Here is a 17,067-nt window from a genome sequence, read left to right on the forward strand (position 1 = left end):
CGTATCGACATTTAGTAAGACGCAACCTGCTGCAGATCGAGACGACTAAGGCTGAGATCGTGTACGAATGCCGGACTAGCTCAACCTGACCCCGGCCTCCGCGAGGCAGCGAACGCGTCGCCAATACGACAGAACCGGGAATGAAGCGCCTTCACGAGTAAGCTATTCAGGGAAATTCGAGTTACTAACAATCAATCCAATATTGCTAGATCGCAATTTTTTTAATGTGGAAAATTGTGGGCCACCCTCATCTATCTGGTAGTTCTTTATAATATTTCCGTTCTTATCCCATTCCTTTTTGTTAATACATATTCCGAGTTCATAGAGGCTGTCAATTTTAATCGATCCATTGTCATGCCATTCACGAGAGGGACCGTGGAGAGAGTTTAATGCAAACCATTCCTCACGAATGAGATCTCCGGAATTTGACCACTCCCGTGACACACCATTTTTTTGCCCTTCGATAAAACCAGTTTCTGTGACTAAAACTCCATTCTCATCATTTTCAAATGCAATACCGGTAAACGGTTTTCCATCATAGTGCATCACAAGAAAATCATCTGATGGATTCAGTTCTTCATAGTCAATTCTAAACATTATTTACCTCCAATCACTTTTACACCGTTAGTAATAGCTGCACAGTTAATACACCGAGGTGGTATACCTATTATCGTCCGCTCACCAATCAATGCACGATTATGCAAGAGAAAACTTGAAATATCAGCCTCGATAACAGGCAGACCTTTTACAGCTTCTCGCGATTTAATTGCTTGATCAAGGGCACTAATCTCAGAGTGCGCCCCTGGAATGCCTGCACGTGGTGGTGTTACGCCGGCGGTCATTTCAAGGTATGCATCAAGGCGCTGCTGCATAACCGGATGCAAGTTCGTCGGAATACTCCGCTGGTTCAGGCCATAGAAGATTTCTCCAGTTTGTGGATCTAAAACTCCGCTAAGGACTGGGCCCCGTTGAGATCTGGAAAGATATTCGATTCCCCCTTTTGTCGCCAGTGCTTCTGCACGTGCAGCGACCGAGTCAGCCAATTGAGATCCGAGGGCTGCAGTGTATGCTTCCGCAACTTCAGCAGCGCGCAATGCCGAACTTGCTTTTGTTAAATTAATTGCAATGGCCCCTCCACGAACAGCTGCACCAGCTAACCCAAGTGCCGCCGTAAAAATTTCGACTTCTTTCGCGGTCTTACGCGCCACAGCTTCATTGTAAGCTTTGGTGCCCACATCCGGTATGGCATTAGCAATAGGGTCGCCATTGGTGCAGCTAACCGCCGGACATGGTACAGCCAGTGGAAAGTAAACCGCACCTTCGACGGTCATGGTTACGCGCTTTGTGCCCTCAGGAGCTGCGGGCAGGGATGAACCCGTTACATAGGTCCGGCCGGGCGTCAATATATAGGGGCTAGCGTTGCCACCAGTATTGGCAGTAATGTAGGCCATCAAGTCATTACTCGGCCGAGTCGGTGCTTTTTCAAGTAAGGTGACTTGATCCCCGGGAACAGATACCAAAGACATAGTATTGTCAGCCGCTAATGTCTCTTGTATCGTCTTTCCTGTCTTAATATCAACATTTTTAACGAAGGTTTCCCGTGTATCTTCGGCCACAATAATATTTCCGGCCTTGTCAAGTAGACCCGCGTAGCGCATGGCTGCCAATATTTCTTCTTCGGTATATTTTCCTTTACTTAACTCGGCTAAAGTCTTTGCCGCCTTGCGATCACCCGGATGCAACATACGGTTATTGACATCGGTATTAAATGCTGTCGCCGCACCAGCCCCTCCTCCGGCAGCAACGCCAATCGACGTGGCTGCCGCCGCACCCAAGGCCTGCTTGACGGGTTCAGGCAGATCCATACCGTCGATCATCTCACCAATCTTGGGCATGGCCGCAGCGCTGGCACCAGCACCAAGCGCACCACCCACGCCACCCGCAAGCGCACCAGCGGCCGTATGCGCGGCAACACGATACACCCCGCCTTCCTCCCATTTTGCAGCCTCCGCCAGATCGCCCACATCCCTGGCATCTTTCATTTTCTTGTCTGCGTAATCCCCGATCTCCTTCGCGGCCATTGAACCGAACGCCGCTGTGATCGCCATCTGCGCCTGTGTTTCCTTCTCCAGCTTCTTGCCGTCCCACGCCTTGTTCAAGGCACCGCTGCTATCTTTCTCGCTGCTGACATCGCGGTTCAGTTCAGCAAGCATTTCCGTCGCCGTCTTGCCCGTCAGCGCTTGTTGCTTCTCTGCGTCCGTGATCAAGATAGTGCCGCCGCTGATGCCCGAACCCGTCGTGCTGCTCTGGCTGCCCGATACGCTACCGATACCGGCCGAGCCTCCCGGATTGGACTTCATCTTCGCTGCGTCCTTGCTTTCGGTCGTTTTGGCTGTGCTCTGATCGCCCATCTTGCCGCTAACGGATCCGCTCAAGCTGAACCCGCTAGCCGAATGCTCATCCTTGTTTTGCAGTTCGCTCGTCGTCAAGGTGCCCGTGATCAGCGAGTTCTTGCCATCTGTGACCGCTTTGCCGCTGCTGGCAATCACGCCAGCCTGCAGATCGGTGTTGCCAGTAACGTTGATCTGGAAGCCACCGTCGCCCGCCTTGATGCCGCTTTGTTCCGTAACGCTGGCAAAGTCACCTTTGGCCTTGCTCTTCGAGACACTGCCGCCGACACTGCTGGCGCCATAGCAGAACGGAGGAATACACAAGCTCATGTTGAAGCCCGCGCTGCTGCTCTTGCTGGCGTAGGTGCTTGTATCCTGCAAGCTGACAATGTTCAGGTTGCCGCCGATGGCGCCCTTGACCGTGTCTGCCGCCAAAATCGCGCCTTGCAAGGTCGTGTCGCCACCACTGATGATGGTCGCCGTCTTGCCTGCCGTCACATAGGTGTTGGTGTAGTAACTGTCCGTGCCATCGGCCTTGCCGCGTGCCTTGTTTGCGGCAATATCGAGGCTGAAACCGTTTTGCGTGCCGCCAAAGGTATAGCCGACGCCGATGCTGGAACCGCTGCTGCTGTTCTTGCTCGTTTGCGTCGCCGTGTTTTGCGCCGCAAGCAAGTTGATCTTGTCGTCGGCAAACAAAGTGAGATTGCCGCCAGCCCCGATCTTGCTGCCAGCCACTGTCAAATCACTGCCCGCCCCTGCCCCAGTCGCAACGATGCTGACATTACCGGCTGCATTGACCGCGCTGCCAACCACCGTGCTGCTACTCTGGTGCATCTCGCTTTCGCTCTTGCTGCTGCCCAGGCTGACGCTGATCTTGATGCCATTGCTGGTCAATCCCTTCGAAGCCAAGCCAGCCAGATCTGTGGCCTTCGATGCCAAAGTCACTGCCGCCAGAGCCTGCATGCGCGAGTCCTTCGTCTGTTCGGCGGCCTTCGCCAGGCTGCCGATGCTTTTTACGGCATCGACAATCGGTACGTTGACCGTGCCGCCAAGGGCCACCTTGCTGAAAGTCGTGTGCTGCTCGCTGGTATTGCTGTTGTAGGCCTCCTTGATCAACACATTCTTGCCGACGATGCTGATATCGCCAGGCAGGCCGCCATTTGTACCCGCGCCGGTCGCCAGCACTTCGCTGGCCGTCTGCGTATACGTCTCGCCCGCGCGCAGCGACACATTGCCGCCCAGGCTGGCAATCTGGCTGCCCACTTGCGCCACGCCCGTGTTCTTGCCATCGCTGGTGGTCTTTACCGTACCAAAAGCTGGCTGGTTGATGCTGCCGATAAAGCCAGATTTCTTGCTAAAGCTGCTCGACGTCGTGTCTTTGTCATTCTCGGCACTGACAATGCTCAGGTTGCGCAAGGCGGTCAAGTCAATATTGCCATCGGCCACCACCGTACTGCCCTTGATGGCGACATCGCGTCCACCCACCATCGTCACACTGCCGCCACTGACGGCACTTCCCGCTTGGGTAACGGTGCGGCCATCGTCGGCCTGGCTGGTCAGCGACTTGCTCAGGCCAAAGGTGCCGCTCTTCTTGACTTGCTTGGAGTGAATCTCCTTGCCGTCCAGTCCGACGGACTCGATGCTGATATCGTTTTTCGCCATTAAATTGGCTGCTTCGTGCGCAAGTACCGATGAACCCGCCACCTTCAAATCATGCCCAGCGACGATACCGACGGTATTGCCCGTCAATGAAGTCCCCAGCGCCGTGCTGGTTTGCACGAGATCGCGCGTGGTCGTGGTTTTGCTGGAGAAAGTACCGCTCTTCTTGACCTTGCTTGCCACATCCAGACTGTCGGTGGCTACGCCATTGACTAGGCTGATGTCATTGCCCGCCACCAAGCCCAGCGCCCCGCCCGCCTGCACATCGGCCGCGCGCGCCAGCAGGTCATGGCCCGCCTGCAGATTGACATTGCCTGCGCCTATGATCTGGCTGCCTACTTCGCTGGTCTTGCTCTGCTTGCTGTAATTGTCCTTATTGCGCACTTCGTCGTGGGTCGAGGCCACGGTGACGGTATTGAGGGTCAGATTATTGCCTGCAATCAGGCTGGTCTGGCCGTTGGCGCCGGCATTGGCGATGACGCCCGCAGTGAGTGTCATGTCCCTTCCCGCCTGGGCAATCAAGACATTACCTTCGCCAGTGCCGGTAACGTACAATCCCGCCACCTTGTCGACTACGGTGCTGCTGTCACTGATGGTTTTTCTGTCACGCAAACGTACGCTGGAATCGCTGGCAGTCGTTGTCACCAGATTGATATCGCGGCCTGCGCTGGCCAGCAGCTGTGTTTCAGCAACGACGCCACTCGCACGGATATTGATATCGTTTCCTGCAACCAATGCCAATTTGTCGCTTTGCACGTCGCTGACCATCTCCTTGGCAAAATCCGACCCCACGGCGTTCGTGGCTTTCGCGACGACCGAACCGACACTCAAGTCCCGCCCTGCGGAAATGCTCGTCGCTCCACCAGGCGCGGTATTGCTGACGATTGCGCCCGTGATGCTGACATCGCGCCCTGCAGAAACGATCATGTTGCCGCTACCCGTTGCGCCGCCACTGACATAGAGGCCCGCCACGCGGTCGATAACGTGTCCACCATCGAGCGTGCCAGTGGCAATATTGATGTCCCGTCCGGCGCTGGCCTGCAGCGTACTGTTCGCGGAAATAGTTCCGCTGATGTTGTTGAGGTCATTACGGGCGGCGATGGCAACCGCATCGCCATCGATGCGGCCACCGAGGTTGTTCACGTTCTCCGCATTGAGCAATACCACGTCGCGCCCGGCAATGGTGCCACTGTTGGTCAGGTCGCCGCTGATGTTGATATCGACATTTTTACCAGCCAACAAGGCACCGGTGCCATCGATGTCACCGGCGCGCAGGCGCACATACACTTGCGGCACCAGCGCCTTCTGCGTACTGCCATCGGCCAGCGTGACTTCACGCTCGACCAGCCAGACGATGTCGCTGGTCAATGCCGCCATCTGCTCCGGCGTCAATGCCACGCCGGGGCGCAAGCCATACTGCTGGGCATAGCTGACGCCAGCATCCATCAGGCCGCGAAATTGCTCCTCGTCGTTGCGATAGTCGCCTGTAAAACGGTGGCCCGTCAGGTCGGCGATCTGCTCGCGTACCAGTTGCTGCTCGTAGAATCCATCGCCCAGTCGCTTTTGCGTGACGGCGGGATCCAGTTGCGTTTTGCTGCTCATGTAGTCCGAACCCGTCCAGGTGCGGTACTCCGCAAAGCGAGGATCCGTTTCAACCAGATATTGGGCCGACGCTGAAGGGCTGATCTTGAACAGGCTGGCATTCGGCAGTTGCAAGGCTTTGGCTCCGGTCCTGACAACTTCCGCCTTGCCGTCCGGATTGGCCAGCGCCACTTGCCGGATCAGCGGCGAACGTGCCTGGCCCGCGCCAGGCCCTGCCGCGACCTTGCCAGCAGCGCCGGCGACCGTGCCAATGGCCGCTTGCTTGCCCGTCCCCACGGCCGCCTGTTTGGCTGCTGCCGCGCCGTCGACGCTGGACAAGGCACTCCCCGCCACGGCGCCAGGCTGCGCCGCCACACCCGCATTGCCGGTCCGATCGCTGCCATTAATTCCTTTAGCGCCAGCAACGCCGGCCGGGCCAGCGACGGCGCCCACAGCCAGGCCCGCCGTATCGACCCCACCCAGGGCTGGCGCACCCGTCACGGTCACACCGCTGCCAGCTACTGTTCCTACGCTGCCAGCCTGGCCCGCGCTGCCTGTGCGGTCGCTGCCGCCAGGTCCGCTGGCGCCCTGAACGCCTGCCGGTCCACCCTGGGCATCCACCCGCAGACTTCCGGTGCCGGCGATGGCGCCGGGGCCGGGGCCGGAATTGAGCATTGCATTCTGCCCCGCAATGACACCAATACTATCCGCCTGACCAGCAGTGCCAGTACGATCACTGCCGTGCAAGCCTGCGCCGCCAGTTACGCTGCGTGGTCCGCTCTGCGAGCCGATTGCCAACTGATGCGGATCGCGAATACCACTGGCAACCTCCTCGCCGACCGCCGCGCCCACACCTGCCGCTGCCACGGCAGAAATGCTGCCGGCCTGGCCAGCCTGGCCCGCGCGTTCGCTGCCTTGCAAGGCGCCGCTACCACTGGCCACGCCTGCACTGGCCACATCGGTGCCGGTGCCGACGTTGGAGCGCAGGATAGAAGACATATGGATATCGGCGCTGCTGCCGTTGGCTGCGGACACCGTCTGGCCCGCCACCGAAGCGACCCCGCCCGTGCCGCCGATATTGCCCAGTTGGCTATCGCCTGGCGCAGTGGCCGCGCCGGCGCTTACCGCACCCTGGCCTGTACTGGCGGCCACGCCGGCAACGGAACCTGCCGTGTTACCTACCGTATTGAGCCAGACGCTGACATTGGCGGCGCCAGCACCGCTGCTTGCGCCGGCAGAGGAGACATTCGCGCGTGCCCCGACGCCGTTGGAGGGCGCGCCGCCCGAGGACGGCGTGTCCGGTCCGTTAACAGTTCTCGTACCATCGATCTCAAATACAAGGTGCTGGACCTCAAAGTCCCGAACCTTCTCCGGCACTTCCATGTCCAGGTACATGTATATAGTTTGCGTTCCTTTTTCGGTAATCAGGGTCTGGTTACCCGTAGAAATATTTTCCTCAATGACACCCTTGACCTTCAGCGCCTGCCCCGCGACAAAGCGGCTGTTTTCATTGCGAATTTTGTACGCATCCACTGTCAGGTTACCACCTGCGCTAATGACAGCAGGATCAGTCTCCGTCACTCGACTGGTGCTCGTCGTGCGCCGAACACTGTATTCACTGAAGTCATATCCACCGTTGTTATCGGGTGTATCCAGCCTGCGGTTTCCATCGGAGCCTAACGTCGTTGAGACCCCCGGTGCATTGTCGGCATAGCTTTTGCCATCACTCGTACGATACTCTCGGACATTTTCCGACTTACCTGTGGAGGTAAACTCAACAGCAAAGTGATTGTTCAACAAGGTAATTTCACCTGCCCTCAGCGCCAAATTGCCCATGGCCTGGATGGTGGCGCTGGCATTGGTCAGGCTGGCTACGGCGCCTGCGGCGTAGCGGTTACCATCAAGGCTGCCGCCGATCGCCATGTCGCCTGAGCTGAAGATCAGCGCATGCTCCCGGTTGGTGATGGTGGTGGCGCCGATATCGAGGCTGCCGCGCGACGCTATCGTAGCCGCCACGCCACCCTCGACATTGTTGTTCAGCGTGCCCGCCCCGATGCTGAGCGTAGTGCCGTAGATACGCCCGCTGCCGGTATTGTTGAGCGTGCCCGCATCAATCTGCGTATTCACGCCATCGATCACGCCGCGGTTAGTCAGGGTCGCTCCGATATTTACCTTGGTGGTGCCGGCATTGATGTCGCCGCTGCTGGTGTTGTCGAGATCGTAGGCATTGAGGGTAAGCATCTGGCCTGCCTGCACCTTGCCCGCGTTGACAAGACTGCCACCCACGCTGAGACTGGCGTTACGGTTGGCGATCACCTGCGCGCCGGCCTCGACAATGTAATTGCCGCTCAGATCCAGGCTCAGATCGCCCCTGGACATCACGTTTCCACTACCGCTCAAGCCCGCCGCCTTGATCGCCGTCAATTCGCCACCGATGATGGTGCCGCCGCCATTGCTGATGCCCAGGCTGCGGCTGCCTCCCTCGTCCTTGACGCTGACGGTATTGTTGGCGCTGATCAACCCGAATGTATTGTTCAAGCTGCCGTTGCTGCTGATGTTCAGATTATTGTCTGCACGCAAACCACCCTGGCTGTTATTGATCGTGCCGGCCGACAGGCTGACGTCACGGCCTTCGATTCCGTTCCCGGCCCCCTGCGTTGCCTGGTTGACGATGGCGCCAGCCCCCAACGTAACGGCGGCGCCACTACGGATCAGTCCGGACGTGTTGTCGATCGTGCCCGCACCCGCCTGTAAGCCCAGGTTGCCGACCACTTGCACCTGGCCGCCCTGATTCGCCAGTCCGGCAATGGCCAGCTCCAGGCCGCCGCTGGAGACAATTTTTCCGCCCAGGTTATTGATGTAGCCGCTGCTGCCACTTACCTGCCCCGCCGCGCCCAGGAAGCCAGCCGCGTTATTCCAGGCGCCTGTCGCCAGCGCCAGCGTACCGCCGCTGCTGATACCGCCATTGCTGCCGGCGTGACTTGCCGCATACGCCGCGGCATCGCTGTTGTCGAGCGTCTGGCCATGGGTGTTGACGACGATCGCATTGCCTGCTTGCAGCAAACCGCCACGATTGCTCAGCTCCCCCGTTTGCAGATTCAGCACTTGCGTGGCGGCGATGGTTCCCTGGACATTATTCAAGGCTTGTCCCGCCGTATCGATGCTGACGTTGCGGCCCACGATGCTGCCTGCGGCGGCATAGCCGGAAGCCTGCGTATTGCCAAGGCTTGTGCTCTGCAAAACAATGTCCGCACCGGCCTGAATTTGCCCGCTGTCGTTGCGCAGCTGGCCCGTGGTCGCGCGCAGATTGCCCGTGATGCTGGCCAGTTTGCCGCCCGTATTATCGATACTGGCAGCCTGGATGCCGAGATTGCCATTGGCGGCCACCAGGCCGTCCTTATTGTCGAGCGCCTGGTTCAGCGTCAGCGCAAGGCTTCCGCCCATCGTCAGGCTGCCGCCGCGGTTCGACATACTGCCGGCCTGGAGCGTCGCGTCGCCTCCCGCTGCGATCTTGCCGCCGTTGTCATTATTTAATGAAGTACCGGCGCTCAGGTCCAAGGTGGCGCTGCCCGCCGCCTGCACCGTGCCGCCCTGATTGTTGATGACCTGCGCGCTGACGGTGGTATTGCCATTGCTGGCGATCAGGCCACCTTGATTGTCCAGAACTTGCGCGATGTGGATATTGCTGGCGCCTTGCCCCAGTTGCACCAGCTCGCCCTGGCGGTTATCAAGGCTACCGCTATCGATAGTCAACTGCCCCGCCTGCGTACTGGCCTTGCGAAGATCGATGCTGGTAGCGGTGATCTTCAGACTGCCATTGGCGGTGATCTGGCCGCCCTGACCGTTCAAGGCGCCGGCATTGATGGCCAGCTGGCCCAGGCCAGCGTGCTCGATCCGCCCACCGGCATTGCTGAGCGTGGCGGCCCCCAGGGTGAGATTGGCGCTATTGACCGCAATCCGGCCATCGGTATTGTCGAGTACGCCATTTGGCGCGCGCATGACGATGCTCGTATCGCCGCTGCCGCTCTGCACGATGCTACCCTTGTTATTGTTGAGGTTCGCCGTCTGCACCACCAGTTGGCCAGCCACGATATCGCCACGGCTGTTATCCCACGTCTGGCCATTGCCGGCTTGCGCGTTCACATTCAGCGTACCGGCCGTGCCGACGTTCGCGCCGGCCGTGCTGACATTGCCCTGCGTCGCCGTCAGCGCGATGTTCGCCGCGCTGTTCACGCTGCCGGCAAGATCGACACCGCTACCCGTCATGCTCATATTGCCTGCGGCCAAGTTCTGCCCTGCCGCGCGTAATTGCTGCGTCGTCGTGACCAGCAGATTCCCGGTGCCTGCCAGCTTGCCATCCGCCTGCATGCCTGCCGCGAGCAGGCCTCCCGCCCCGCTGTCGAGGCTGGCGGCCGTAATGGTGGTATTGGCAAGCGCGGCAATCGTGCCGCTGTTGCGCACCACTCCGCTGACATTCAGCATCTGCGACGCGCCGTACATGCTGCCGCTATTGCTGACATTGTCTGCCTGTGTGACCAATTGCCCGGCGGCAAGGACGCTGCCGCCGTCATTGTCCAGGTCTTTCACTTGCAGCCGGGCATCGCCGGTAACTGCCTGCAGGGTACCTCGGGTGTTGCTAACATCGCCTGCGGTCAAGACCAGCCCGGTAGCGCCAGCCAATGTGCCTCCGCTGTTGTCGAGTCCCGCACTGGCGGTTACATCCAGCACGCCGCCAGACAGCACGCGTCCGCTCTGATTGCGCAAGTCTGCCGTTTGCAGCACCAGACCGCCATTGCTTTCAATCCGGCCGCCGGCGTTGTCAAGACTGGCGCTAGCCGTAAGCGATGTGTTGTCCTTGCCCAACTGCAACAGTTCGCCCTGGCGATTATCCAGCGTGGAGGTGATAAAACTCAGTTGCTGCGCCACCGTACTGGCGTTGCGATGGTCGACATAGGTGGCGCGCACGTCGAGCGCGCCGTTACCCGTTATCTGGCCGCGCTGCCCATACAGGTTCGCCACGCTGATACCCAGGGTGCCATTGCCTGCATGCTCGATCTTGCCGTCCACGTTGGTCAAGGTTCCTGCAGTCAACTGGAGATTGCGGCTGTTGACCGCGATACGCCCGGTCGTATTGTCCAGCTGGCCCGCTCCAGCGAGGTTGATGGCGCTATCGCCACTTCCTGTCTGGATGATGCTGCCGCCGGTATTATTGAGGTTAGCCACCTTGACATCAAGCTGCCCGGCGCTTAACTGGCCACCTTGATTGAGCAGCGCCTGGCTATTCTGCGCGCTGGCCGTAATACTCAGCAAACCAGCCGTAGCGAGCACAGCCTTGGCGGTCGTGATGTTGCCGCTGCCAGCATTCAAGGTAATATTGCTGCCACTGGTCTGGCTACCTGCCAGGTCCAGCGATGCCCCACTGAGCGCAACTGTGCCGGCCGCGAGATTCTTGCCGCCTGCCTGCAGGACGCCATTGCTGCGAACAGTCAAGTCGCCCGCCTGTCCAAGCGCGCCGCTCGTCGTCAAGCCAGCCGCCAGCAAGCCGTTGCCGGACAAGCTGCCAGCCGTCACGCTGGTATTGCCCAGCGCGGCGATGGATCCGGTATTGGTCAGGCTGCCGCCTACGTCCAGAGACTGCTTGACGCCGGCATACAGCAGACCGCTGTTCAGCATGTCGCCAGTGACTGCCGTAGTCAGGTCGGTAGCGGCACTGAGTTCGCCAGCGGCGTTGATCAGACTCGCAGCCTTCACATCCAGGGCACCATCCACGGCTTGCACCACTCCGTGCGTATTATCCAGGGCCAAGGCATGCACCTGCACATTTTCCTTGCCAACAATCGTGCCTTCCTTGTTGTTCAACGCGCCCTGCGACGATACCGTGACATCGCCTTGCGCGGTAATATTACCCTTGGCATTGTCCAGACTACCCGTGTTAACTTGCAGCACACCGTTTGCTGCGATCGAACCGCTGCGATTGTCCAGCTCCTGCGCCACCTGCGCCGTGAGCGCCGTTGTCGACTGCAATTTGCCGCCCTGATTGCTCATCGCATCGGCCGCGATACGCAATTGCTGGGCCGAGGTGGTCGCCATGCTGTGGTTGAACGTGCCGGCAACGATGTCAACCAGGCCATTGCCCGTAATCGTGCCACCGGCACCGTTGAAGGCTGGCGTCGTGATCGCCAATTTCCCCGTGCCCGCGTGCTCGATCTTGCCAGCGGCATTCGTGAGTGCGTTCGCTGCAAAGGTCAGATTGCTGCTATTGACGGCAATGCGGCCGCCAGTATTGTCCAGATTCCCCGTTTGAATGACGGTATCGCCCACACCGGTCTGTAACACCGTGCCTTTTGCGTTGTCCAGATTGCCTACGTGAAGGTCGAGCTGGCCCGCCTGCAAGCTACCTTCTGTGTTGTGCAAAGTGGCGTTGGTCGTGATGTTCAATGTACCCGTTGTCGCGACGATCGCCTTGCTAGTCATGACATCACCCTGCGTTGCCGTCAGGCCGATGTTGCTGGCGCTGGTCTGGCTGCCGCTGATATCGAGCGTGGCGCCGGTCAAATCAGCATTGCCTGCCGCCAGAATCTGGCCGTGTGCATTCAGCGCTTGTGCGGTATTAATCGTCAGGTCGCCAGCCGTGCCCAGCTTGCCATCGGCTTGGATACCGGCGCCGATCAAGCTGCTAGCGCTGCTGTCGAGCGTCTTTGCCGTAAGGTTGTTGTTGCCCTGTGCCGCGATCACGCCTGTATTGGTGATGGCACCACTGGCCTTCAGGGTCTGGTTGCCCGCCGCATACAGGCTGCCCGTGTTATTCAAGGTATCGAGCGTGGTGTTCAGGTTGGCGCCAGCAAACACGCTGCCGGCCGCATTGTTCAAATTCGCTACATTCAAGATGGCGTTGCCCGCCACAGCTTGCAACTGGCCCTTGGTATTGTCGAGGTCGCCGCCGGTCAATGCCAGATTGCGGCCTGCCGCTACCGTGCCTTCCGTGTTGTCCAGGCTGCCCACGTTCAATACCGCATCCTGCGCCGCCACGACGCGGCCCGTGTTGTTCAGCAAGGAGTTAGCTTTTATCAGCGCATCGCCATTGCCTTCGATCTTGCCGCCCGTGTTGTCGAGCTGGCCCGTGGTGCTCACCGTCATGAGGCCCGTGCCCGTCTGTGCCAGGCTACCGGCACGGTTGTCCAGGCTGCCGGCGTTGATGGTCAGCTGATTCGCCACCGTCGTCGCATTGCGATGATCCAGCGTCGCAGCAGTGATGTCGAGCTTGCCATTGCCCGTGATCTTGCCGTACTGGTTGTTGAACTGGCCCGCGTTGATGGCCAGCAGGCCGCTGCCTGCGTGCTCCAGCTTGCCATTGATGTTCGCCAAGACCGTCGCGTTCAGGGCCAGGTTAGCGCTGTTGGCGGCGATGCGGCCCGCCGTGTTGTCCAGCTTACCTGTCGTGATGACGGTGTCGCCGGCACCCGTATGCACGATGTCGCCGCTGGCGTTGTTCAGGTTGGCGACGTTCAGCTGCAGCTGTCCTGCCACCAGTTGCCCCTGGGTATTCACCAGTGACTGGGCGTTATTTGCATTGGCCGTGATGGCCAGCACATTGCTGGCCGAGACGACGGCTTTGTTCGTCAGCACATCGCCGCTGCGCGCGGTGATGGCGAGGTTGCTTGCCCCCGTCTGGCTGCCAGACAGGTCCACACTGGCACCCATCAGTGTGGCTGTACCTGCTGCCAGATTCTGGCCACTGGCCTGCAACACACCATCGGCATTGATGGTCAGATCGCCCACCGTCCCCAGGCTACCGTCCGCTTTCACGCCAGCGCCCAGCAGACCGCTGCTGGTGATCTTGCCAGCGGATATATTAGTGTTGTTGACGGAAGCGATAGAACCTGTGTTGTTGAGCAAGCCACCCACCGTCAGTTGCTGGTTGCGGCCCGCATACAACAGGCCAGCATTGTTCAACGTATCACTGATGCGCGCCGTCAGGTCCGTGCCGGCGCTGAGCGTGCCCTGCTGGTTCAGCAAAGTTCCCGCATCAATACGCAACATGTCCGCCTGCAACACGCCGCGCGTGTTGTCAATATTCACACCGCCCACGTGCAAGTCGGTAGTCGCTACCATCACGCCATCGGTATTATTCAGTGTACTTTTGCTGACGATATCGGCCGCCGCGGCCGACGTGATATGGCCCTTGCTGTTGTCCAGTACTCTCGATTGCAGATTCAGGATGCCCGTACCCGCATGTTCAATCTTGCCGTCTTTATTGGTAACGGTGACGGCATCGATGTTCAGGTCCTTGCTGTTGACGGCGATACGTCCGGCGGTGTTGTCCAGATTGCCGGTAACGATAGTCGTGTCGCCCGTACCCGTTTGCAACACGACGCCTTTGGCGTTGTCCAGGTTTGCCACGTGCAGGTCAAGTTGACCTGCCTGCAAGGTGCCTTCCGTGTTGTGCAAGGTGGCGTTGCTCGTGATGTTCAATGTGCCGGGTGTCGTGACTGCCGCCTTGCTAGCGTTGACATCGCCCTGTGTCGCCGTCAGCCCGATGTTGGCGGCGCCAGTCTGGCTGCCGCTGATATCGAGCGTAGCGCCGGTCAGATTGGCATTGCCTGCCGCCAGAATCTGGCCATGCACGGCGAGGTTCTGCGCAGTGCTGATCGTCAAGTCACCCGACGTGCCCAGCTTGCCATCGGCCTGGATACCGGCGCCGATCAAGCTGCTTGCGCTGCTGTCGAGGGTCTTTGCCGTGATGCTGATATTGCCCTGCGCCGCGATGACGCCCGTGTTCGTGATGGCACCTGTTGCGGTCAAGGATTGATTCCCTGCCGCATACAGGCTGCCCGTATTGTCCAGACTGGACAGTGTCGCGTTCAGGTTGGCACCGGCAAACACGTTGCCTGCGGTGTTGTTCAAGTTCGCCACATTTAGGGTGGCATTACCGGCCACGGCCTGCAATTGGCCCTTGGTATTATCGATATCGCCACCGGACAGTTGCAGATGACGCCCTGCCGCCACTGTCCCTTCCGTATTGTCCAGGCTGCCCACGTTCAATACGGCATCCTGCGCCGCCACGATGCGGCCGGTGTTGTTCAGCAAGATTGCGGCTTTTACCAGTGCATCGCCGTTGCCTTCGATCTTGCCGCCCGTGTTGTCCAGCTGACCCGTGGCAGCGACCGTCATGAGGCCAGTGCCCGTCTGCGCCAAGCTGCCGCTGCGGTTGTCCAGGCTGCTAGCATTGATGGTCAGTTGATTAGCCACCGTGGTCGCATTGCGGTGATCGAGAGTGGTCGCAGTGATGTCGACCTTGCCATTGCCCGTGATCTTGCCGAACTGGTTGTTGAACTGGCCCGCATTGATGGCCAGCAGGCCGCTGCCCGCGTGCTCCAGCTTGCCATTGATGTTCGCCAAGACCGTCGCGTTTAGGGCCAGGTTAGCGCTGTTGGCGGCGATGCGGCCGGCCGTGTTGTCGAGCTTGCCTGTGGTAATGACGGTATCGCCGGCACCCGTCTGCACGATGTCGCCGCTGGCGTTGTTCAGGCTGGCCACGTTCAGTTGCAACTGACCTGCCACCAGTTGACCTTGGTTGTTCACCAGTGACTGGGCGTTGGCCGCATTGGCCGTGATGGCCAGCACGTTGCTGGCCGAGATGACGGCTTTGTTCGTCAGCACATCGCCGCTGTGCGCCGTGATGGTGATGTTCGCCGAGCCCGTCTGGCTGCCCGACAGGTCCACATTGGCCCCCGTCAGCGTGGCTGTGCCCGCCGCCAGATTCTGGCCACTGGCCTGCAATACGCCATCGGCATTGATGGTCAGATCGCCCGCCGTGCCCAGGCTGCCGTCCGCTTTCACGCCGGCGCCCAGCAGACCGCTGCTGGTGATCTTGCCAGCGGATATATTGGTGTTATTGACGGACGCGATGGAACCTGTGTTGTTCAGCAAGCCGCGCACCGTCAGTTGCTGGTTGCGGCCCGCGTACAGCAGGCCGGCATTGGTCAGTTCGCCGCTCACTTTCGCCGTCAGGTCCATGCCCGCACTGACCGTGCCCTGCTGGTTCAGCAAAGTTGCCGCATCAATGCGCAACATGTCCGCCTGCAACACGCCGCGCGTGTTGTCCAGCGCAGTACTACCCACCTGCAGGCCAGTAGTCGCGGCAATCACGCCATCGGTATTATTCAGCGCATCTTTGCTGACGACAGAAGCAGCTGCCGCCGAGGTGATACGGCCCTTGCTGTTGTCCACCACGCCAGCCTGCACCGACAAAATGCCCTTACCCGCATGTTCGATCTTGCCATCGCGATTCGTCAGCGTGGCCGCATCGATGTTCAAGTCTTTGCTGTTGACGGCGATGCGCCCAGCCGTATTGTCCATATTGCCGGTGACAATGTTCGTGTCACCCGTGCCCGTCTGCAAGATGGTACCTTTTGCGTTGTCCAGATTGGCCACATGCAAGTCGAGCTGGCCTGCCTGCAAGGTACCGTCCGTGTTGTGCAACGCGGCGCTGCTCGTCACATTCAATGTGCCTGGCGTCGTCACCACCGCCTTGTTCGTGCCGACGTCACCCTGGGTTGCCGTCAGGCCGATGTTGGCCGCGCTGGTCTGGCTACCGCCGATATCGATGCTTGCACCTGTCAGATTGGCGCTGCCCGCCGCCAGATTTTGGCCATGCGCGGCCAACGTTTGTGTTGTGCTGATCGTCAGGTCGCCAATTGTGCCCAGCTTGCCATCAGCTTGCATGCCGGCGCCGATCAGGCTGCTCGCGCTGCTGTCGAGCATCTTTGCCGTGATGCTGTTGTTGCCCTGTGCGGCGATCACGCCCGTGTTGACGATGGCGCCACTGGCGGTTAAGGTCTGGTTGCCGGCAGCATACAGGCTGCCCGTGTTGGTCAGGCTGGCCAGTGTCGCGTTCAGGTTTGCTCCGGCAAACACACTGCCCGCCGCATTGTTCAGATTCGCCACATTCAAGGTGGCGTTGCCCGCCACGGCTTGCAGCTGGCCCTTGGTATTGTCGATATCGCCACCGGAAAGGTTCAGGTGACGGCCCGCCGCCACCGTACCTTCCGTGTTGTCCAGGCTGCCGACGTTCAAGGCGGCATCCTGCGCCGCCACGATGCGTCCCGTGTTGTTCAGCAAGGAGTTAGCTTTTATCAGCGCATTGCCATTGCCTTCGATCTTGCCGCCCGTGTTGTCCAGCTGGCCGGTAGCGCTCACCGTCATCAGTCCGGTACCCGTCTGGGCCAGGCTACCGCTGCGGTTGTCCAGGCTGGCTGCGTTGATGGTCAGCTGATTTGCCACCGTCGTCGCATTGCGATGATCCAGCGTCGCAGCAGTGATGTCGAGCTTGCCATTGCCCGTGATCTTGCCGAACTGGTTGTTGAACTGGCCCGCGTTGATAGCCAGGATGCCGGCACCAGCATGTTCCAGCTTGCCATTGATGTTCGTTAACACC

General features: G+C 59.7%; 2 protein-coding genes and 1 pseudogene. All 3 read right to left on the bottom strand.

Going from position 1 to position 17,067, the window contains the following annotated elements; translation table 11 throughout:
* Positions 1-162: 162 nt before the first annotated feature.
* The gene (locus KO538_RS28115; protein WP_219330328.1) at positions 163-597 is read right to left on the bottom strand and encodes a toxin-antitoxin system YwqK family antitoxin; all 435 of its coding nucleotides are present in this window, start codon (positions 595-597) and stop codon (positions 163-165) included.
* Positions 597-16,706: a hemagglutinin repeat-containing protein gene (locus KO538_RS28120; RefSeq protein ID WP_257620633.1), complete on the bottom strand. Its 16,110-nt coding sequence runs from the start codon at positions 16,704-16,706 to the stop codon at positions 597-599. The genes KO538_RS28115 and KO538_RS28120 overlap by 1 nt, the downstream gene beginning before the upstream one ends.
* Before the next feature lie 75 nt (positions 16,707-16,781).
* A pseudogene (locus KO538_RS29785) lies at positions 16,782-17,066 on the bottom strand (hypothetical protein); the annotation flags it as partial.
* Position 17,067: the final 1 nt, after the last annotated feature.

The organism is Janthinobacterium sp. NKUCC08_JDC (assembly GCF_019345575.1).
In the GTDB taxonomy this organism is placed as follows: Bacteria; Pseudomonadota; Gammaproteobacteria; order Burkholderiales; family Burkholderiaceae_D; genus Janthinobacterium; species Janthinobacterium aestuarii.

Coding starts and splice junctions, on each gene's coding strand:
- KO538_RS28115 (WP_219330328.1), bottom strand. CDS start 597: ATGTTTAGAATTGACTATGAAGAACTGAATCCATCAGATGATTTTCTT.